At 51.1% G+C, this 19685-nt stretch carries 19 protein-coding genes and 1 riboswitch; of the genes, 4 read left to right on the top strand and 15 right to left on the bottom strand.

Annotated elements, in window-relative coordinates; genetic code table 11:
- Positions 1-8 precede the first annotated feature (8 nt).
- From cobS to cobD, 9 genes are all read right to left on the bottom strand, one after another.
- The gene (gene cobS, locus ABIA61_RS12525; protein ID WP_283655116.1) at positions 9-875 is read right to left on the bottom strand and encodes an adenosylcobinamide-GDP ribazoletransferase; all 867 of its coding nucleotides are present in this window, start codon (positions 873-875) and stop codon (positions 9-11) included.
- Positions 872-1633: a bifunctional adenosylcobinamide kinase/adenosylcobinamide-phosphate guanylyltransferase gene (locus ABIA61_RS12520; protein ID WP_404519905.1), complete on the bottom strand. Its 762-nt coding sequence runs from the start codon at positions 1631-1633 to the stop codon at positions 872-874. The genes cobS and ABIA61_RS12520 overlap by 4 nt, the downstream gene beginning before the upstream one ends.
- The gene (gene cobT / locus ABIA61_RS12515; RefSeq protein ID WP_283655114.1) at positions 1630-2700 is read right to left on the bottom strand and encodes a nicotinate-nucleotide--dimethylbenzimidazole phosphoribosyltransferase; all 1071 of its coding nucleotides are present in this window, start codon (positions 2698-2700) and stop codon (positions 1630-1632) included. The genes ABIA61_RS12520 and cobT overlap by 4 nt, the downstream gene beginning before the upstream one ends.
- Before the next feature lie 81 nt (positions 2701-2781).
- Positions 2782-3648, bottom strand: coding sequence for an ABC transporter ATP-binding protein (locus ABIA61_RS12510; RefSeq protein ID WP_283655113.1), 867 nt, complete (start codon positions 3646-3648; stop codon positions 2782-2784).
- Positions 3645-4691 (bottom strand): FecCD family ABC transporter permease, encoded by a 1047-nt coding sequence (locus ABIA61_RS12505; RefSeq protein WP_404519904.1) that lies wholly within the window; start codon positions 4689-4691, stop codon positions 3645-3647. Before ABIA61_RS12505 ends, ABIA61_RS12510 begins: the two co-directional genes overlap by 4 nt.
- Positions 4688-5692 (bottom strand): ABC transporter substrate-binding protein, encoded by a 1005-nt coding sequence (locus ABIA61_RS12500; RefSeq protein ID WP_283655111.1) that lies wholly within the window; start codon positions 5690-5692, stop codon positions 4688-4690. The genes ABIA61_RS12505 and ABIA61_RS12500 overlap by 4 nt, the downstream gene beginning before the upstream one ends.
- A gap of 207 nt (positions 5693-5899) precedes the next feature.
- Positions 5900-6093, bottom strand: a riboswitch (cobalamin riboswitch).
- A gap of 200 nt (positions 6094-6293) precedes the next feature.
- Complete coding sequence (locus ABIA61_RS12495; protein ID WP_283656221.1) at positions 6294-7043, bottom strand: histidine phosphatase family protein; 750 nt, start codon at positions 7041-7043, stop codon at positions 6294-6296.
- Positions 7044-7087: 44 nt separating this feature from the next.
- The gene (gene cbiB / locus ABIA61_RS12490; protein WP_404519903.1) at positions 7088-8059 is read right to left on the bottom strand and encodes an adenosylcobinamide-phosphate synthase CbiB; all 972 of its coding nucleotides are present in this window, start codon (positions 8057-8059) and stop codon (positions 7088-7090) included.
- Positions 8049-9152: a threonine-phosphate decarboxylase CobD gene (gene cobD, locus ABIA61_RS12485; protein ID WP_283655109.1), complete on the bottom strand. Its 1104-nt coding sequence runs from the start codon at positions 9150-9152 to the stop codon at positions 8049-8051. The genes cbiB and cobD overlap by 11 nt, the downstream gene beginning before the upstream one ends.
- Before the next feature lie 163 nt (positions 9153-9315).
- Here cobD and lplA point away from each other — a divergent pair, with 163 nt between their 5' ends.
- Both lplA and ABIA61_RS12475 read left to right on the top strand, forming a co-directional pair.
- Positions 9316-10317 (top strand): lipoate--protein ligase, encoded by a 1002-nt coding sequence (gene lplA / locus ABIA61_RS12480; protein ID WP_283655108.1) that lies wholly within the window; start codon positions 9316-9318, stop codon positions 10315-10317.
- A 162-nt stretch (positions 10318-10479) separates the two neighbouring features.
- A complete protein-coding gene (locus ABIA61_RS12475; protein WP_283655107.1) occupies positions 10480-11280 on the top strand; it encodes a Cof-type HAD-IIB family hydrolase in 801 nt (266 codons plus the stop codon).
- A gap of 116 nt (positions 11281-11396) precedes the next feature.
- On the opposite strand, the gene ABIA61_RS12470 is transcribed toward ABIA61_RS12475, so the two are convergent.
- Positions 11397-12308 carry a DMT family transporter gene (locus ABIA61_RS12470; protein WP_404580802.1) on the bottom strand — a complete coding sequence of 304 codons (912 nt, stop codon included), beginning with the start codon at positions 12306-12308 and terminating at the stop codon, positions 11397-11399.
- Between the two features lie 131 nt (positions 12309-12439).
- Between ABIA61_RS12470 and ABIA61_RS12465 the strand changes: the two genes are divergently transcribed.
- Positions 12440-13933 carry an aminotransferase-like domain-containing protein gene (locus ABIA61_RS12465; protein WP_404580801.1) on the top strand — a complete coding sequence of 498 codons (1494 nt, stop codon included), beginning with the start codon at positions 12440-12442 and terminating at the stop codon, positions 13931-13933.
- Between the two features lie 9 nt (positions 13934-13942).
- Here ABIA61_RS12465 and ABIA61_RS12460 read toward each other — a convergent pair whose 3' ends face one another.
- Both ABIA61_RS12460 and ABIA61_RS12455 read right to left on the bottom strand, forming a co-directional pair.
- On the bottom strand, positions 13943-14713 hold the full coding sequence (locus tag ABIA61_RS12460) for an MBL fold metallo-hydrolase (protein ID WP_283655104.1): 771 nt from the start codon (positions 14711-14713) through the stop codon (positions 13943-13945).
- 152 nt (positions 14714-14865) lie between these two features.
- Entirely contained in the window at positions 14866-15927 is a 1062-nt protein-coding gene (locus ABIA61_RS12455) for a sulfate/molybdate ABC transporter ATP-binding protein (RefSeq protein ID WP_283655103.1), read from the bottom strand.
- Between the two features lie 234 nt (positions 15928-16161).
- Here ABIA61_RS12455 and ABIA61_RS12450 point away from each other — a divergent pair, with 234 nt between their 5' ends.
- Complete coding sequence (locus ABIA61_RS12450; RefSeq protein ID WP_283655102.1) at positions 16162-16563, top strand: secondary thiamine-phosphate synthase enzyme YjbQ; 402 nt, start codon at positions 16162-16164, stop codon at positions 16561-16563.
- Positions 16564-16731: 168 nt separating this feature from the next.
- Here ABIA61_RS12450 and ABIA61_RS12445 read toward each other — a convergent pair whose 3' ends face one another.
- From ABIA61_RS12445 to ABIA61_RS12435, 3 genes are all read right to left on the bottom strand, one after another.
- Complete coding sequence (locus ABIA61_RS12445; protein ID WP_283655101.1) at positions 16732-17313, bottom strand: TetR/AcrR family transcriptional regulator; 582 nt, start codon at positions 17311-17313, stop codon at positions 16732-16734.
- A 5-nt stretch (positions 17314-17318) separates the two neighbouring features.
- The gene (locus ABIA61_RS12440; RefSeq protein WP_014280426.1) at positions 17319-17951 is read right to left on the bottom strand and encodes a YigZ family protein; all 633 of its coding nucleotides are present in this window, start codon (positions 17949-17951) and stop codon (positions 17319-17321) included.
- Positions 17952-18100: 149 nt separating this feature from the next.
- Positions 18101-19456, bottom strand: a complete 1356-nt coding sequence (locus ABIA61_RS12435; RefSeq protein WP_404580800.1) for a glucose-6-phosphate isomerase — start codon at positions 19454-19456, stop codon at positions 18101-18103.
- Positions 19457-19685 lie beyond the last annotated feature (229 nt).

Genomic DNA, 19685 nt, shown 5'->3' with positions numbered 1-19685 from the left:
AAATCTGCCTACAGTCCGTGCAAAATTACAATAAACAGCAATAAAACGGTCTCCAGCAATTCGTTCAAGGCTCCGTAAATATCCCCTGTCAGTCCTCCCAAACGGCGGTTAATACGGCTTGCTGTGAAGCTTCCAACACCATTAGCCAGCAGCGGCAGCAGCAAAAAGCCTGTCCAAATGGCTAATTCGCCCGGATGGGAAAAAATTGACTGCCCATACGCTATAAAAGATGTATTGCCCAAGCCGCCTGTTCCTGTGAACCATCCGGCAATGATAAATTGCCCTACTGCGGCACACACCGTAATGAGTACAGCCCAGAACACAGCCAATCCGGCACGTCTGCTACTCATATCAGCAAAACGCGCCGCCAGTCCATCATCATTACGAGCTTTCGGCCAGCGCTTCATCGCGCTTACCATAAACCAGCGGCTCCAAACCATCGGAAGCAGCAATAAACCGGACAGATCCCGTTCAGCCAGCACCGTATACAGCAAAGAAGCCTTGAGCATAAGCAACAACACACAAGCAATGACACCCATCGCTCCTACACGGCTATCCTTCATAATCTCCAGCATCCGTTCACGGGAACGGTAGCTGAACAAAGCATCAGCCGCATCCATCCAGCCGTCCAGATGTAATCCACCCGTGAGCCAGACCCAAACAGCAAGAGTAAGAACTGCACATGGCAACGGTGGCAATATCAGAGAAGCAAGCGCTGCAAAGCACCATACAATGAGGCCAATGACCATCCCTACCAACGGATAATAGCTTGCACTACGTTTTAGCAGCTCTGGCGAAAAATCCAGCTCCGCCTTAACTGGAAGACGGGACAAAAATTGAAAAGCCGCCGCAATCGCCTGACGTTCGCCGCTCATAGCTTGTATTCCAACTGTTTTAGTTCTACGGGAATGCCAGCCGTCACCAGAAATACCTCATCACAAAGGCGGGCGATCCGCTGATTCATCATCCCGCTTAAATCCCGATACAGCCGTCCAAGCGGATACTCGGGCACAATGCCATCACCGACCTCATTGGTCACGATGACAAGTGGCCCCGGATACTGCTCCACAGCTATCGCCAGTTCATCCATGGCGGCACGGGCCGCAGCTTCGTCGTCCTCACCTGCGGCCAGCAGCACGTTCGACAGCCAAAGGGTCAGGCAGTCGACCAGCACCATCGGCGCGGACGCTGGCTGCGGTGTTTGACTGGCGTGCAAGTTGGCAGTGTCACTGCCGCGCTGCTGTTCCACAGCGACAGACTGCGCCGCAGAATGCAAAACGCTGCGGCCTTCGCCTGTTGGCGATGCGTCAGGCTGCGCCACTGAGAACGCAGCAGATGCGCCCGATGCAGAGGCTTCGTCGCCAGGATTGGTGCCTTGCGCAGCCAGCCGTGGCTCTACGCCGCCGCCCAGACGCCGCAGCAGCTCCGACAGCGCCTGCTCTTCCTCCAGCGTCTGCCAGTCGTACCCGGCAGACTCGCGCTGGAGCCGATGAAGGGCGATGCGCTCCTTCATCTCCACGTCATAGGCTTGCGCCGTTGCAATGTAGCAGGCGCGCGGGGCGCGCGACATGCACAATCGCTCGGCAAAGCCGCTTTTACCGCTGCGTGCGCCGCCGGTCACGAGCGCCTTCATCGCTGCGCGGCTCCCTGACCGTCCGATACGCCTGCATCGGCAAAGGTCGCCATTTCGCGCATAATGCGGCACGCCGCATCAATCAGGTGCAGGCTAAGCGCACCGCCTGTGCCCTCTCCAAGCCGCATGTCCAGATGAAGCATCGGCTCCAGCTTGAGCTCGCGAAGCACCGCCGCATGCCCGCGCTCGTCCGAGGCGTGCGAAGCGAGCATGTACGCTGCGCTTGCAGGCGCAAGTGTACGCGCAGCGAGCGCAGCTGCGCCGGAGATAAAGCCGTCCAGCACGACCGGACAGCGATGAGCGGCTGCGCCGAGGATGACGCCTGCCAATGCGGCAATTTCCAGACCGCCGACCTTGGTCAGTACATCTAAGGCATCGTTCCCATCAGGCTGGTTCACGTCCAATGCGCGGCAGACGACCGCTATTTTACGGGTCAGCCCAGCCGAATCCACACCTGTGCCCCGGCCGACGATTATTTCTGGCTCCAGCCCGGTAAGGGCACATACGACCGCAGCGCTGGCCGTCGTATTTCCAATGCCCAGCTCTCCGGTTACGAACAGTCGTGTGCCGCCTTTGACTGCTTCCGCAACGGCTTCAGCTCCTGCCAAAACCGCTTGCTCGGCTTCTGTACGCAGCATCGCCGGCCCCTTCGCCATGTTCGCGGTACCCATACGCACCTTGCGGTTCACCAGATCCGCATGAGCGACATCTGCGTTCACACCCACGTCTAGCACCTTGACATCTGCTCCTGCATGACGTGCCAGCACGTTAATTGCCGCGCCGCCGGACAGCATGTTATACAGCATTTGCTGTGTAACCTCAGCCGGGAAGGCGCTGACCCCCTCTTCACACACACCATGATCCGCAGCCATCACCATAACGGTTTTACGGTCAAACTCAGGCTTGTCCACCCCCGTAATGCCTGCTAACTGTATAGCCAGACTTTCCAGCTTTCCAAGACTTCCCGGTGGCTTCGTTAATTGATCCAGATGCTCCGAAGCCGCCAAGGCTGTCGCCCCATCCGGCTGTGCAATGCTGTCTATTAACTGCCGTAATTTTTCGTTCATGCCTTCCACTCCCTGCTCCGTATATATGTGTTTAGCGATCTCATCGTAAATTCTGTTGCTTCAGCACTTGACTCAAGCAAGCTACTCAAGTCGTTCACCCTGACCAGATACATCCCTTGCACGTCTTCGCAGTAAAAGCTGCGGCACACCACTATCCGGGTGAGGCAGCATCACAGGCTCAACACCGTACACATGGCGAATACGTTCCTCTGTTAGCAGCTCTGACGAAGCTCCTAACCCTTCAACCATCCCGTCCTTGAGCACAAGCAAATCATCACAAAACTGGGCAGTCAAATTGAGATCATGCAGAACAGATATAATCGTCACACCTGTTTCCCGGCGCCATTCCGCCAGCAGCTCCATAAATTCAAGCTGATAGCGCAGATCCAAATAGGTTGTAGGCTCATCCAGCAGCAAAATCTGCGGCTCCTGCACCATCACCTTCGCCAAAGCCACACGCTGCCGCTGTCCCCCGCTCAATTGGTCTAACGGCCTGTCCGCCAAAATAGTAAGACCCAGCCTCTCCAGCACGCGATCCGTGATGATTCCCGGGTCCATCCCTTTTTCCTTATCCACCTTTTCTCTACCAAACCAGTCCTGATGGGGAAAGCGTCCCATTTCCACAACTTCCCTTACCGTGTAGCCCACTGGAGGAAGCCCTTCCTGCTGGAGTACAGCCACAAAACGGGAAAGCTCTTTTCTGCCATAGCTGCTGACCTTTTTTCCATATATAAGAACGTTGCCCGAAGTCGGGTGATCCACACCGGAAAGCAGATGCAGCAACGTCGACTTTCCACTGCCGTTCGGACCGATGATGCCCCACCAATCTCCTTCGTCTACGCTCCAGCTTATATTTTTCAACGCATGGAATTCCCCGAAATCACGAGTCAGACTGGCAATCTCCAGCGCCCGGACTCGCGTCTCCTGTGGTCCATTTGCTTCTTTCACAGCAATCCCCCCCTGCGCAGCTTCTTGTTCCGGTACAGGAGATATGCGAAGAACGGTGCACCGACAAAGGCCGTCATGACACCAAGAGGAATTTCCGTCGGAGCCAGCAATGTACGCGCCGCAGTATCGGCCCATGCCATAAAAATAGCCCCGCCCAGCGCGGATAACGGAACAATCATCCGATAGTCGGGGCCCGTCACCAGACGGATAATATGCGGTACAACGAGTCCCACAAAGCCAATCACTCCGCATACCGAGACAGCCGCGGCTGTCAGCAGCGTGGATATGATCAGAACAGATAACTTCGTTGCATCTACATTAACCCCCATATGAGCCGCCTGACGTTCACCCAAGGCCAGAATGTTCAGCACTCGTGCCCGGTTCCACAGAAACACCAGCCCAATGACCACATAAGGTAAAAGAATGCCTGTATACGACCAGCCGCGCAGACTGAGGCTTCCCATTGTCCAGTACAATATTTCATTGACCGTCTCCCTGGACATGGCTGTCAGAAAGGAAACGACCGCACCCAGAAAAGATTGCATCACCACGCCCGATAAAATGAGACTTTGCGTCGGAATTTTGCCGCCTTCCCTCGCCAGCGTCAGCACCATCCACAACGTCAGCATTCCGGTCGTAAACGCCACCAGCGGCAGTGTCCATACGCCTACAAATGAAAATTGAAGCCCCCAATAAATCAGTACCGCTGCCCCTACCGAAGCCCCCGAGGATACCCCCAACGTGTAAGGATCAGCCAGCGGATTGCGCAGCACACCCTGAAATCCGGCTCCCGCCAGCGCAAGCGCTGCGCCTACCAGCATACCCAGTAACACACGCGGCAGTCTGACCTTCAAAATAATCTGCTCTGTGGATGTATTCCAATCCGGTGTAACCGTCTCACCTAACCACGGCAGATGGTTGACCAGAATACCCGTGATTTGGCTGACGGGAAGCTTGGCTGAACCGATGCCGAGACAGAGCAGCAGCGTCAGCAGCAATAAAGCAAGACCTGCCCCTCCAAAGCCAATCAGTCTACGATTCATTTGAAAATTTCAGGATACACGCCCTTGGCCACTTCCTTGAGACCTTCCGTTACACGCGGACCCGGCCGACTGATCAGATTATCATCCACGGCAAACACCCGGTTGAGACGAACAGCCGATATTTGATCCCATCCACTACGGGCTTTGATGATATCGCCCAGTGTCTGGCCTGTTTTGTCGTCCTTGACATTTTTGCTGTATAAAATGACGTCCGGATTGGCCGCAATAATATTTTCCTCACTGATCTGATACCAGCCCTTTTGTGTTGCAGCCACATTTTCGCCGCCCGCCAAAGAAATCAGCTCGTCCATAAACTCGCCCTTGCCGACCGTCCAGCCGGGTGAAAATTCGACGTAGACTCTCAGCTTTTGCCCTTTACCGATATTTTTAACACCGTTTTTCACTTCCGCTACATCGGCTCTCATCTTGTCGGTTACCGCTCTCGCTTCTTTCTGATGATCGGTAATTTTCCCATATAGTTCGATATTAGCCATGACATCTTCAACCGTTTTCGGCTCGGTTTTAAAAATCATAATTCCCATGTCACGCAGCTTGGTTGTCGCCTGCTCACTGAGTGATATCCCTGCAAAAACGACTTCCGGATTCGCAGCAATGATCGCCTCTTCATTCGGCTTCATAATACCGCCCACTTTGGGCTTCTTTGTAGCCGCTTCCGGGTAATCCGAATAGTCCGATACACCGACAATTTCCTTATCCAGTCCGATGGCGAACAGCGCCTCGGTTTCAGCCGGGGAGACGGAAACGATTTTGTCCGGCGCTTTTTTGAACGTAAACTCCTGCCCGGTCGCATCCTTAATGGTCAGCGGGTAGACCGTTTTGCCCGGAGGCTCCTGAGCGGTTGCCGTCTGCCCCGGTTGCTGTGAAGCTTGATCCCCTTTATTTTCAGCGTTCTTTCCGTTAGCTCCACATGCACTCAGCACAACCGCCAAGACCAGAGCCAATAAGCCTGTAGTCCAGACCTTTATTTTATTCCCTGCCATAATTTACACCCCTCCATATAAATTCTTTTAAGAGCGTCACTTGAACATCATCCGATATCTGCTAAATCCAGCCTTCTTTTCCTTTCAAAAAACCCCTGCATCCTCAGATAAGGACACAGGGGTCACGTTAGCGCAGATCGTACGCAGGCGGCAGTTTCTTCCGCATGGACAGTCACTGCGAACACGTCATCCTTTCCTCGAAGGACTATGGTGACAGGCGGACGGGCAGGTATCCTGACTTACAGAAACATGCGACAGCCTGTTGCTCCTTCATATGCTTTATGGCACATAAAGCAGAGCGGGCTGGCATTTTTCCATTTACAGTGGCGGGACCGCGCCGGATTCAAACCGGCTTCCCTTTTAACAGCGCACCGGAAAGAACCCGAGGGTTTCATCCCGCTGCACCGACCTCGTCTGCTGGATATTTGATGTAGTGTTGGTCAAGCCGTTCTTTTACTTGATGATTATAGGTTAAAAAAGACTGGCTTACAACCCAAACCGCCTGTTTACCTGCCCTATGTCTGTGATCATGAGAAGTATAGCGTAGTCAGTTCATCCAGGTTATTCGGGAGTAGCAAATGCGGAGCCAGAGCTATAAACATCATGCCTGCTCCACCAGCCATCCGGTGAACTTATGCCCTGTAGCCAAATCTGGATGTGATTCTGTAGAACGGGTGGCGGTTAAATCTGCAAATGGCTTTTGTGCCAAACTCAACCGAATCGTAATTGCCGCTCCCGGCTTCGGATTCAGGCTCCAAAAATCATGACCCGGTACCAGCATACAAGCCAACTGACGAATCACTCCACCATGCGTGACGACCAGAACAGAAGGTGGAGCATCAGACAAACCTGTTTTCTGAATCTCCATCATTTTACGCCACTCATACAAAGAGTATAGAAATTCACCCAGGCGGTTCACAAAGTCTTTCCAGGACTCTCCACCCGGCGGCGTAACCCGTTGCGGCTCATCAATCCACGCGCGGTACAACGCCACATCCTTGAGCATATCATACGTTTTTCCATCCCATTCCCCAAAATGAAGCTCTCTCAGACGTGGTTCCATGGTGGCAGACCAAGCAGACATATTATCTGGTTTCAGTTCCGATTCTGGCAAAATGATCTGCAAGGTCTGACGACAACGTATCAAGTCACTACAATAGATTCGGGCAAAGGAATGTCTCTGTAATTTTTCCCGCAAAGACTCTAATTCCTGCTCTGCTCCCGGTAGCAAGCCCAGATCGGAGTGCCCCAGGTATCGACGTTCCCTGTTCCATAAGGTTGTGCCGTGACGTACCAGCACAAGCTCCAAATCCCATTGCGGGTGTTCTGTAAAATAATGCTTCAAGGTCATGTCACTTCCTGCTCTATTGCCGGTGTTCGGTGCGTCACGCTTCATCACTGCGTCCACCCCAGTGCATAGCATCCGGCGGACACGAACAGACACAATCCCACGAACATACTGGACACGGCAAACATCAGCCGAATCGTATGTCGGATATCCTCCGGCTCCATCGGTCGCACCAGTTCTCCCATATATGCACGGAAAGAGCGCACGCCATGATATACATTATAGCCCCCGAGACGAATTCCCAACGCACCCGCAACTGCTGATTCTGGAAAGCCACTGTTCGGACTGGGATGCAGCCGCGCATCTCGCCTTACCATACGCCAGCTACGTCCAGCATCATGCCCATAAACCCACGCCGCTACTACCAGCATACCCGCTGTCAGGCGTGCCGGAATGTAATTAGCCACATCATCCAGACGTGCCGAGGCCCAGCCCAAATGCAGATACTTTTCATTTTTGTAGCCAACCATGGAATCGAGGGTATTCACAGCACGATAAGCCAGAGCTAATGGTGCTCCCCCGATCAGGGCATAAAAAAGCGGGGAAATAATTGCGTCCACGATGTTTTCAGCCACCGTTTCGACGGTACCGCGCGCAATCTCAGGCTCATCAAGCCGCTGCGTATCCCGCCCGACGATCATCCCCAGCTCCCGGCGTGCCGCAGACAGGTCACCTGCCTTCAATTCGCGATACACCGCCATTCCGGCGTCCTTTAGTCCTTTGGAAGCAATCGTGGTGGCGATCAGCACAATTTCCGCGCCGATAGACAGCCACGGATGAATCCAGGCAAGCAAGCGCAGTAACGCCCAGCCAAGCGCGAAGGAGCCGCCCACCACAATCAATGGCAGCAGCAAGCCAGCGCGTTTCAAACCACGGTCACTGTGAACCCGGCGGCGAATCGCCTTTTCCAAGGCAGAAATGGCATGTCCCATGCCGATGACCGGATGTGGCAACCACCTCGGATCGCCGATCAGCCTGTCCAGAAGATATGCAGCCATCATGATCAAGCTAACTATCACGCCGCCGTTCCTCCTCCAGCACTTCACCCAATACAGACAGTAGCATGCCGTTGGCTTCCGTGTCCTTGACTGCAATTCGAAAATGGCTCGCCGTTAGCCCCGGGTACATAGCACAGCTACGTATAAGAATCCCGCGCTGTCCAAGCGCCTGTTGAATGGCCGATGCGCTCCACGTCCCCGGCGCCCGTGCCAGCACGTAATTCGCTTCACCGGGGATGACACCGCAACCCCATTCCGCCAAAGCGGTCAGCAGATGGCTACGCTCCGTAGCAATCAGCTCCTGCGTGCGGCGCTCGTACGCCTCACCGCTCCGCAAACACGCCTCTCCGGCCAGCAACGCCATTCCGTTCACGCTCCAGGTCACCTGCTTGGCGGTCATTCGCCGGATGTAGTCCGGATGAGCAATCGCATAGCCCAAGCGCAAGCCCGGAATCGCATAAAATTTCGTCATCGACCGGATCAAAATCACATGGGGATACCGATCCAGCACAGGCAATAGTGAAATTTGCCGCTCCTGCGGGATAAAATCAATAAACGCTTCATCCACCACCAGCACGGTGTCCGTTTTCCCCGCCGCCTCTGCCAGCTCGCGCAGCTCCTGATCGCCGTATTGCACACCGTTCGGATTATTCGGCTGACCGAGAAACAGAACATCCACCTGCTCCATGAGCTGGAGTATGTCCTCCACATCCGCCTTCCATTGAAGCGAGGCCTTGCCGTACACCCTGCTTACCTCGGCTCCAAATTTGCCTGCCAGCTCGGCATATTCCGAAAAGCACGGCTCCACCGTGCCCACACGCTTGGGAGCCAGTCCCAGTAACAGCAACGCCATACTCTCAGCCGCACCGTTTCCGATACTCAGCGACTCTGGTGGAACATGCAGTCGCCGCGCCAGCATATTTTTAAAATTCCGGTGTCCAGGGTCTGGATAGCGAACCACAGTGTCCAACGCGCTTTGTAGCACCTCAAGCACCTCTGGTGGCGGACCCAGCGGATTAATGTTCGCGCTAAAATCCACAAAATCCGCAGCCGCCCCGCCGAATGTCGCCGCAGCCGTCTCCCTGTCCCCACCGTGACCGTAAACCTCTATCATTGCCTATCATCCTTTCCGGCCGTTCCGAATCATTAGCTCCATTATGGGGCTGCTTTTCGCGTTGCGTCAATGCAAATGAGCTTTTGTGTACATCGCTCACTTGGGTTACAATAGAAGGAGATACACATAAAACTACACAGTTTATATATACGGAGGAATGGACATGCTGTTCATCGACAACCAGGGCATACACGATCCAGCCATTAATCTTGCCATTGAGGAGTACGCACTCAAGCATCTTCCGCTGGACGACAGCTATCTGCTGTTTTACATTAATCAGCCTTCTATTATTATAGGCAAGCATCAAAATACCATTGAAGAAATCAACGCCGAATTTGTCAGAGACAACAACATTCAAGTCGTTCGTCGCCTGTCTGGTGGCGGGGCTGTATATCATGACCTCGGTAATTTAAATTTCAGCTTCATTACCAAGGATAACGGGGAGTCCTTTCATAATTTCCTCAAATTCACACAGCCTGTCATTGACGCCCTGCGCCAAATGGGTGTGGAAGCCGAAATGACCGGACGCAACGATCTTCAGGTTGGTGAGCGGAAAATTTCAGGGAACGCCCAATTTGCCACGCGCGGACGCATGTTCAGCCACGGTACACTGATGTTTAACCTGAACCTGGACAATGTGGCCGCATCACTGCATGCCAATCCCGAAAAGTTTAAATCCAAAAGTACTAAATCTGTCCGTAGCCGTGTCGCTAACATCAGCGAGCTAATGGACCGTGAGATGACCATTGAGCAATTCCGCGAGGAGCTGCTGCGCTACATATTCGATGCAGAGCTGGATCAGGTACCCCAATATAAGCTAACCGATGCCGACTGGGCCAAAATCCATGAAATTTCCGCTGAACGCTACCAATCATGGGACTGGAACTACGGTCAATCCCCTGAAAGCAATATCAAGCACACACGTAAATTTCCGGTCGGCATTATTGATATCCGCATGGATCTCAAGGAAGGCCACATCCGTGATATTAAAATCTACGGCGATTTCTTCGGTGTGGGTGACGTCGCTGATATTGAAAATATTCTGCGCGGCAAACGCTACGATGAAGGTGAGGTTCGTCAAGCCTTGTCCTCTCTTGATTTGAAGCATTATTTCGGTAATATTGAATTGGACGATTTTGTCGGACTCGTATTTTTGGAAGACTAACATCCACTTTTCCCCATTGATTCAATCCAATTCTTCAGTGGTTATAAGGGGACAGGCTCTTAAGGGAGTCGTCCCCTTTTCATTGTGATATTGTCATTTTGAATATTATAAGATACAATTTGGACATTGCCCCATGATAGAGATAAAGGAGAGAATACCGATATGTATAAATTAATTGCCATTGATATTGATGATACACTCATTAACGATCAGAAAGAAGTTACTCCTGCAACACAACTGGCGCTTGAAGCCGCTGTAGCCAAAGGTGTCGTGGTTACACTTGCAACTGGACGTGCTTATGCATCTGCCAAACAACTCGCCCGCCAAACTGGCTTGAACGTACCGATTATTACGTACCAAGGTGCCTTGATTAAAAACCTGCTGGACGAAAACGTGCTGTATGAGCGTTATGTTCCACTCGTGGCTGCACGTCGCTTGTATGAATTCTGCGTGGAACGCAATCTGCATCTGCAAACGTATATAGATGACAAATTGTACACACGTGAAGATAATCAGAAAATCAAAGATTACACCGCGCTAAACAATACGGAATATTTTGTAGAGCCTGTATTCAGCAAATTGATAGAACTGCCTACGCCTAAAATGCTGATTATTGACGAGCCGGAAGTGCTGGACAAATTGATTCCAGAACTGCGCGAGCTGCTTGGTGATGAAGTGCATATTACCAAATCCAAGCCTCATTTTCTGGAAATCATGCATCATGAAGGCACCAAGGGTCACGCTCTTACGTTCCTTGCTAACCATTACGGCTGTGATCTGTCCGAAACGATTGCAATCGGCGACTCCTGGAATGATCACGAAATGCTCGAATGCGCGGGTCTCGGCATAGCGATGGAGAATGCCATTCCTGATTTGAAAAAGCTGGCTGATTACATCACTAGCAGCAATAACGAAGACGGCGTTAAGCACGCCATCGACAAATTTGTTCTGAATGCTGAATAATTTGTGCTAATGAAATAGCAACACAACAAAACCTCCAAACGTCGCATGTTCAGTAACACGCGATAGCTTGGAGGTTTTTTCTGTCATATCATAGGATGCTTAACAAATTCTAAATATCAGGCAGCAGAACGCACCTTTCGCCTGTTCACCAGACGGATCATTCCATTGTTCATAAGCATTAATCCGGTCACAATGAGCAGCACCCCCGCCAGCATCCACCAGCTTACATGCTCTCCGTACACCAAGGCTCCCAATCCCACCGCAATCGGCGGTGAAATATACAACCACGTCGTCGGGAAAAGAGGATTTGTACGCTCCATGAGCCAGTAAAACAGTGTATGTCCAATCATCGAACCAAACAGAATCAGATACAATAAAGAGCCCATGGCAGGAAGGTACTGCCACCCCTCAGAACTCCACGGCTCCGTGATCGCAGACAGTAACAGCAGCATCCATCCCCCATGGAGCATTTGCGCCGCATTCAGGGCAATCGGGTTCGTTTCCCGAAATACATCCATCACCCGCTTGGAATAAAGAGCCCCCCCGGAATAACACAGCTCCCCCAGCAAAATGACAAGGCATCCCGCCAGCCACAGGCCGCTGATCTGAACCGCCAATCCAGGCAGCACCACCAGCACCACGCCAAGAAAGCTGATCATGCAGCCAATGACTGTAATCCGCGACGTTTTTTGCCTTAGCAGCATTGATTGCAAAATAACAATCATCATCGGCCCCGTGGCTGACAAAATGGCTCCGATCCCCGAGCTGACATATTGCTCTGCCCAATACAAGGCCGAAAACGTACCAAAGGTCGTTCCCGCTCCAATGAATACCATTTCCTTCCGCCATAATAACGACCAGCGAACCTTACCCATCAGCTTCATGGCGACAAACAATATAGCCCCTGCTGCGAAAAAACGTACACCCGCCGACAAAAACGGCGGAAGTCCCGCTTCTACTCCCACTTTTATAGCCAAAAACGTTGTACCAAAAATAAGACACATTACCGTAAACGCGATTCCAACCATTATACGTCCCTCTCCCTTCAGTTGCTTTCAAGCATACAGGGAGACGAACAGAACAGATGTGTACCTACAGAACAGTTGTATACAGTTTTGAAATGTTTTATAGTAAAATACACAAAAGGAGTGTGGACCGAGTGGGCAAGAACAACAGCGAATTACTTTTTCCAGCCGATCATGCCTTAAAGCTGTATGAGCAGGTCATCCATTATGTGACTGTGCGGATTGATCGCGGGGATTGGCAAGGAGACACGAAGCTGCCATCCGTACGAAGCCTGGCTCAGGAGTTGGGTGTACATAGGCTAACCGTTTTCCGGGCCTATCAGGAGTTGAAGCAACGGGGGCTGGTTTATGTAAAGGACAAATCAGGATATTACGTTCATGCTTCCCCAGCGACCGGCCATGCGAAATATGCTGGCTACTCGGGGCATTCATCCATTGACCTTACGTTTCACTCCGAATCCGCCCATGCGGCAGATGATCCGTCTGTCTCAGCCTGGAGAGGAATGGATGGACTTAGCCGCGTTCAATCGGTGAATGCGAATTTTCAGTTTTCCAAAGCGCTGATTGACCCGTCTCTCCTGCCCAACCGATATTGGGGTGAGCTGATGATGCAGGTATTTGAAAAGCATCCGAAAGTAGCGGCCACTTATTCCTCTGTACAGGGCGATTCCGAGCTTCGGGATGCGATGGCGCAGCATTTTAGCGTCGATAAGCATTTTGCATTGTCACCGGACGAAGTACTGATTACCTCCGGCGCACAGCAGGCTATCGACCTGATTTCCCGTTCTCTGATCCGGACAGGGGACCGCGTATTGACCGAGCGTCCCGCCTATGGCCCTGCTATGGAAATATTCCGCAGACAAGGTGCGCGCCTGACCATGACCGATATCCGACCGGAAGGCTATGATATGGAACAAATTGAATGGTGTATGAAGACAGAAAAGCCACGTGTGTTCTATATCAATCCAACGTTTCATAACCCGACTGGCTTCACGGTACCCGATGAACAGCGCAAGCGTCTGCCCGAGCTGGCCGAGCGCTACGGCTGCCTTATTGTCGAGGACGACAGTACCTATGACATCAGCTTTGGGCAAAAGCCGCCGTTACCTATTTTCGCTTATGATATTTCGGGAAGCGTCGTCTACATTCGCAGCTATAGCAAATATGTCGCGCCAGGTCTGCGAATCGCAGCCGTGACCTGCCGACCACAGCTCATGAACAGCCTGCTGAACGTCAAAGCGCTGGTAGATAACGGCTCGCCACTGCTGAATCAAAAGCTGTTCCTGCAATACTTTCAATCTCCACGCATGCAGCAGCATCTCAAAAAGCTATGTATAGCGCTCCAGATTCGTAAGGAAACGATGGAAGACAGCCTCCGCGATTCCGGCTGGACATGGACCAGCCCGGCAGGCGGCCTCAGTCTGTGGCTCCAGTTGCCTTCTACGTTGAAACCTAATGAACTGCTCTCCAAATGCGTACAGGAGTCGGTCACCTTCGTACCGGGTAATGTATTCGATCCGATTGGCGAGGAAGGCAAAACGCATGTGAGATTGTCCTATTCGTATGCCAACGAGCTGCAAATCAAAGAAGGCATCGCGACCCTTCTCCGCATCAGCCGGACGATGTAAGGGACAGCATTATTCCAATGGCAGGCTCATTCCGGTCCGTGCCAGGCTGATCCCTTCCAGAAGCCCGTAGTTGCGTGTGGCATCCACATCATGAGACATATGTGTAAATACCGTGCGGTTGGGCTGGAGTCTCCCTATAAGCTCCTGAGCCTCCAGCATGTCATATACCGAGCGGGATGCATATTCGGCTTCTTCATGATAAAAGCTCGTTCCCAGCACGAGCAAATCCAGATTGTGCAGGGGCAGAATTTCCGCATCATTTAGTCCGATCGAATCTGAACAGTAGGCCCACGAGAAGCCGTCCTTTTCCAGTCGATAAGCGTAAGCATATCCGTTCTTCCCGTGATTCACACGCCAACCCCGGATATTCCATCCTCCAAGCAAGGCTCCCTGATCGACAGGGATAAGGTCAAGATGCCCCGGAAGCCAGGAAAATTGACGCAGGATCGTGTCGATTACCTCCTGTGGAGCGTACAAACGGCCTCTGTTTCCCGTCCAGCGGCAGGCATCCGCCCATTCCGGCAGTCCTCCAATATGGTCAAAATGTGCGTGCGTCACGAGGATCGTACGGATAAAGCGTAGCCCGCGCATTTCCAGTTGTTTGCGCCAGTCCGGGCCGCAATCAATCATAAAGTCCTCCGTCTCGCTTTCGATCATCACAGACGACCTCAGCCTCACATTTGCCCCTGTCGTGCGGGCCTCCGTACATACGAGACAATCACAATATACACGCGGAACGCCCATCGCATCCCCTGTGCCAAGAAAAATAAGCCGATTCATGGTTTAACTCCTATCTATCTGGGTGTTTTTACTACTATTATAACGAACACATCAAGTCTGCGTAAATCCTTCCAGCGCCCAACGCCAAAAGGAGCATGCCCAAACCTTGAAATCAGGCCAGACATCCCCTTAAGTATGATCGCGTTATAATTTTAAATCATAATAGGCATTGGATCTTTCTTGAGACGGTTTTCCACCATCCAACTGGACTGGTCGTTATACAGATAAGCCCGATGCACCAGTACGCGCACCTGCTGACCGGGCTCCAGCGTGGACTTCTCCAGCGAACGGTACGTCATGAGTCGATGATCCCCGACCTGTACTTCGACCATCCATTCACTCCCCCGAAAATGCAAATGCTTCACAATGCCTTCCTCGGTCGCCGACAAAAGCGCAAACTCCTCGCTTGGCCCGACATCAATATACTCCGGACGGATCAAGGCACGTGCTCCCGTTCCGGCAGCTTCCTCGAAGCCTTTGAGACTGCCCGCCTGTTCGATCACCGTCGATTCCCCAATAAAGGAAGCTACGAACGGGGTCCCTGGCTTTTTATAAATATCCCAAGGTGTTCCCTTCTGCTCCAGCCGTCCCTGATTAATCACCATAATTTCATCGGCTACTTCAATAGCCTCATCCTGATCATGCGTAACGAAAATCGAAGTGATTCCCACCCGCTCAATCAACTCCCGCAGCCAGGTACGCAGCTCCTGGCGAATCTTGGCGTCAATGGCTGCAAAAGGCTCATCCAGCAGCAGTAATTGAGGCTCCGGTGCCAAGGCGCGTGCAAAAGCAACCCGCTGCCGCTGTCCACCAGACAACTGATGCGGATAACGATGCTCGAAACCTTTGAGTCCTGTCAGCTCGACCAGCTCTGTGACGCGTTCCTTGATGCGGGCTTTGGAGCTTTTTTTCACTTTTAGACCAAAGGCAATATTGTCGTACACGCTCATGTGCTTGAACAAAGCATAGTTTTGAAATACAAATCCGATTCCGCGTTCCTGCGGGGCCAGCTCGTTTACCCTTTTTCCGTGAAAATGAATTTCTCCCGCATCCGGTTGCTCCAGACCTGCCAAAATCCGAAGAATGGACGTTTTACCGCCACCACTCGGACCGAGTAAACCAATCAGATGACCCGCTTGAATATCAAAGGATACGTCCTTAACCGCATGAAAATTACCGAAATGCTTGTTTAAACCCCTTACTTCCACATGCATAACCGTACACTTCCTTTCCGCTTCTGAACCTGTGCAGGAACAGCAGCAGCCTTGCTTACCGCAAAGCGCGTACCTCATTTGAAATCATATTATTATTCCAATGTATATACTATGTTTTTCTTATGTGATACTTTATCAAAGGAAAGCTTTCGTCGTCAACTCTATATATTACGTCAGGTGTTCATTGGGTAAAGTAAAATGGGTAAAGTAATAAGAAGAAGGGAGAGTGTAATAATGTTGCATACTTTAGAATTATCCACTAGCGGACGAGATGAGATGCGTGATATTACACGCGAGGTCGCTTCATTGATCGAAAAAAGCGGAGTCCAGGAAGGAACCGCACTGATCTATTGTCCACACACAACGGCCGGAATAGCCATTAATGAAAATGCAGACCCGGACGTCAAACATGATGTGATTTTAAGGCTGGATGAGGTTTATCCGTGGGAGCATCCCCAATATCGCCATATGGAAGGGAATACGGCATCCCACCTAAAATCTATCACCACAGGTCCCTCTCAGACTGTCATTATTCATGATGGAAAGTTGTTGCTCGGACGGTGGCAGGGGCTTTATTTTTGCGAATTCGACGGACCGCGCAGACGCCAGTACCATGTGAAAATCATGAAGGACTGACCATGCAAAAAAACAGACCATGATGTTCTCCTGCTGGATGCATCATCGTCTGTTACAATCTTAGTCGCTTTCGCAAAGTACCGTAATGATAAGGCACCGTCATGAAGTGAACATATCCAGAAAAGCGCCCTACAGATTCATAGCCGAGGCGTGTGATTGCAGGTACGCTCATAGGTTTCTGCACAGCAGCTTTACATGTGCCAAAGCAGCGGGCCTGATTTCTTCAAATGTTAAACCATCCTGAATATAAAAGGATACAAAGCCATGCATAGACAAAAACAGACTTTGCGGTACTCGTGAAGAATCTTCCTCTGAATGTCCCTGATCACTCAATTCCTGACGGATCATGGACGCGAATAATTCCACACAACGGTTTTGCTCCGTGCGACAGTAAGCGAACAGTTCTTCATCGTGCATCATGAACATAATTTCGTATTGATAAGGATTTTCCAAGCCAAAACGGATAAACTCCAGCATCAAGTGCTCCAGTCTGTTCAGACCATCCTCTGGGGTGCCTGTTGCTCCTTGTAGTAGAATTCCGCGTAACGTATTAAAATCCTCAATTACAATGGCGTAGAACAGTTCAGCCTTCTCTTTAAAATGATAGTATAACGAACCATGACTGTAACCCAGATGCTGGCCAATGCTGCGCATTGAAATCGCACGGTAGCCCTTGGTAATAAACAAGTGCCTGGCCGCTTCCAGAATCCGCCCTCTTGACAACTCCTGTTCTACTGCTCTTCTAGCCATATTTTTTATTCCCCTTCAATAAAGTAAAGCTGCTCTCCCTCCGACACAAGCGATTGCCCCTGTGTCAAGTCTGTTATCCAGTTGCTGAAGGATTCCGCATCACCAGCCAGCGGCAGACAGGTTAAGGTAACTTTATCCGTAAACATGGTTTCTCCTGTACGGATGCTGCGATTTCGCAATTCATTTTCCACTTTGCCCAACCAGGTGTAATCCAATTCCACAAAAATTTCACGATGCAGCACACGCGTAATCGCATCCCCTGCCTCAATGGCTGCAACAGCACCGTCTGAATATGCACGAATCAGACCGCCTGCTCCCAGCAAAATCCCCCCAAAGTAACGGGTAACGACAATTGCCACATTTTTCAGCTTCTGGTTACGGATAACCTCCAAAATGGGCTTGCCCGCCGTACCGCTCGGTTCACCGTCATCCGATTGCTTCTGGATTTCGTCTCGTTCCCCGATCATGTAGGCAGAACAATTATGGGTTGCGTTCCAATGCTCTTTTTTAATGCGCTCGATAAAAGCAGCCGCTTCTTCCTCGGTCTGAACAGGCTGGATGTGACCGATAAAACGGGATTTCCGGATCACAATTTCCTTGCTGCCGGAGCCGCGTACAGTTCGGTATTGTTCCAACATTTCACGTATAACCTTCCTTACTTCATTTTACAAGAAAGCAGTCCCCCGCTTCTGGCAGCCGGTGAACTGCTTTCCTGTACTTTATTTGGTGCTATACGCTATAACGCTCCTATCTGAAATCCTGTTTCAGTCAGGAGTTTACAGCTTCCTTATTCGGACAATCTCGCTTCAAGCTCCGCTTTTTGCTCTTCGAAGCCTGGTTTACCCAGCAGAGCAAACATGTTTTTCTTGTAAGCTTCTACGCCCGGTTGATCGAACGGATTCACACCCAACAGGTAGCCGCTGATGCCACAAGCTTTTTCGAAGAAATAAGCCAGGTACCCGAAGGAGTAAGGGCTCAAGTCAGGAATGTTCACAATCAGATTCGGTACTTGTCCATCTGTGTGAGCCAGCAATGTACCCTGGAATGCTTTTTTATTTACAAAGTCCACCGTTTTGCCTGCCAGGAAGTTCAGTCCATCCAGATCATCCTCATCTGCTTCGATGGTGATGTGGCTAGGTACATTTCCCACTTGGATAACCGTTTCGAAAATGTTACGGCTACCTTCCTGGATGAATTGTCCCATGGAGTGCAGGTCAGTCGAGAAGTCAACGGAAGCAGGGTAGATACCTTTGTAATCCTTGCCTTCGCTTTCGCCGTACAATTGTTTCCACCACTCGGAAACGAAATGCAGGGACGGCTCATAGTTCACGAGAATTTCAATAGCTTTACCTTTACGGTACAACGCGTTACGAACGGCTGCATATTGGTAAGCCTCGTTCTCAGCTACATTCGGATTGCTGTATTCCTTGGAAGCGTCTGCCGCCCCTTGGAGCATTTCCTCAATGTTAATGCCAGCTGTAGCAATCGGCAGCAAGCCTACTGCTGTCAGCACGGAGTAACGGCCACCTACATCATCAGGAATAATGAAGGATTCGTAGCCTTCCTCATTAGCCAGTTTTTTCAGAGCACCGCGTTCTTTATCTGTTGTTGCATAAATACGTTTGCGCGCTTCTTCTTTACCGTATTTTTTCTCCAGAGCCGCACGGAATACGCGGAAAGCGATAGCTGGCTCTGTTGTTGTACCTGATTTGGAAATGACATTCACGGAGAAATCTTTTCCTTCAATCAGTTCCAACAGATGATTCACATATGTAGAGCTGATGTTATTGCCTGCAAAATAAACAGCCGGGCCTTTGCGCTTGTCCTTAGGCAGTGCATTGTGGAAGGAATGCGACAGCATTTCAATCGCAGCGCGTGCGCCAAGGTAAGAACCGCCGATGCCGATGACGATCAGCACTTCGGAATCACTTTGGATCTTTGCAGCAGCTTTTTGGATGCGTGCAAACTCTTCTTTATCATAATTGGTAGGCAAGTCAATCCAACCCAGGAAATCGGAACCTACACCGGTTTGGTTATGCAGCTGCTCATGAGCCAGCTTGATGGGTTCTGCAAAATAATCAATTTCGTGCTGTCCTACAAAGGAGAGCGCTTTGGTGTAATCAAAAATAACTTTTTTAGACATGTTTGGAACCTCCTGTTTTGTATTGCTAAGACCATGAATACGAACATAAGGACTTAGGAATAGGATACTTTAATTTGCAGGGCCTGACAAGCTTACGTTACCTGTATGTCCGGTGCCTTGCCAGACCCTAGTCTAGATAGGGTGGCATACCCATGCTACAATAAACGGAGATCAACTGATTCAAACCGTCAAATCAAGCCGAACTCGCATCTGCATCGGACGGCAACCT

The sequence above is a fragment of the Paenibacillus sp. RC21 genome (assembly GCF_044907935.1).
GTDB classification, from domain to species: Bacteria; Bacillota; Bacilli; order Paenibacillales; family Paenibacillaceae; genus Paenibacillus; species Paenibacillus terrae_A.
The sequence above is the reverse complement of the archived record's forward strand: the minus strand, read 5'-3'. Positions and strand labels throughout refer to the sequence as shown.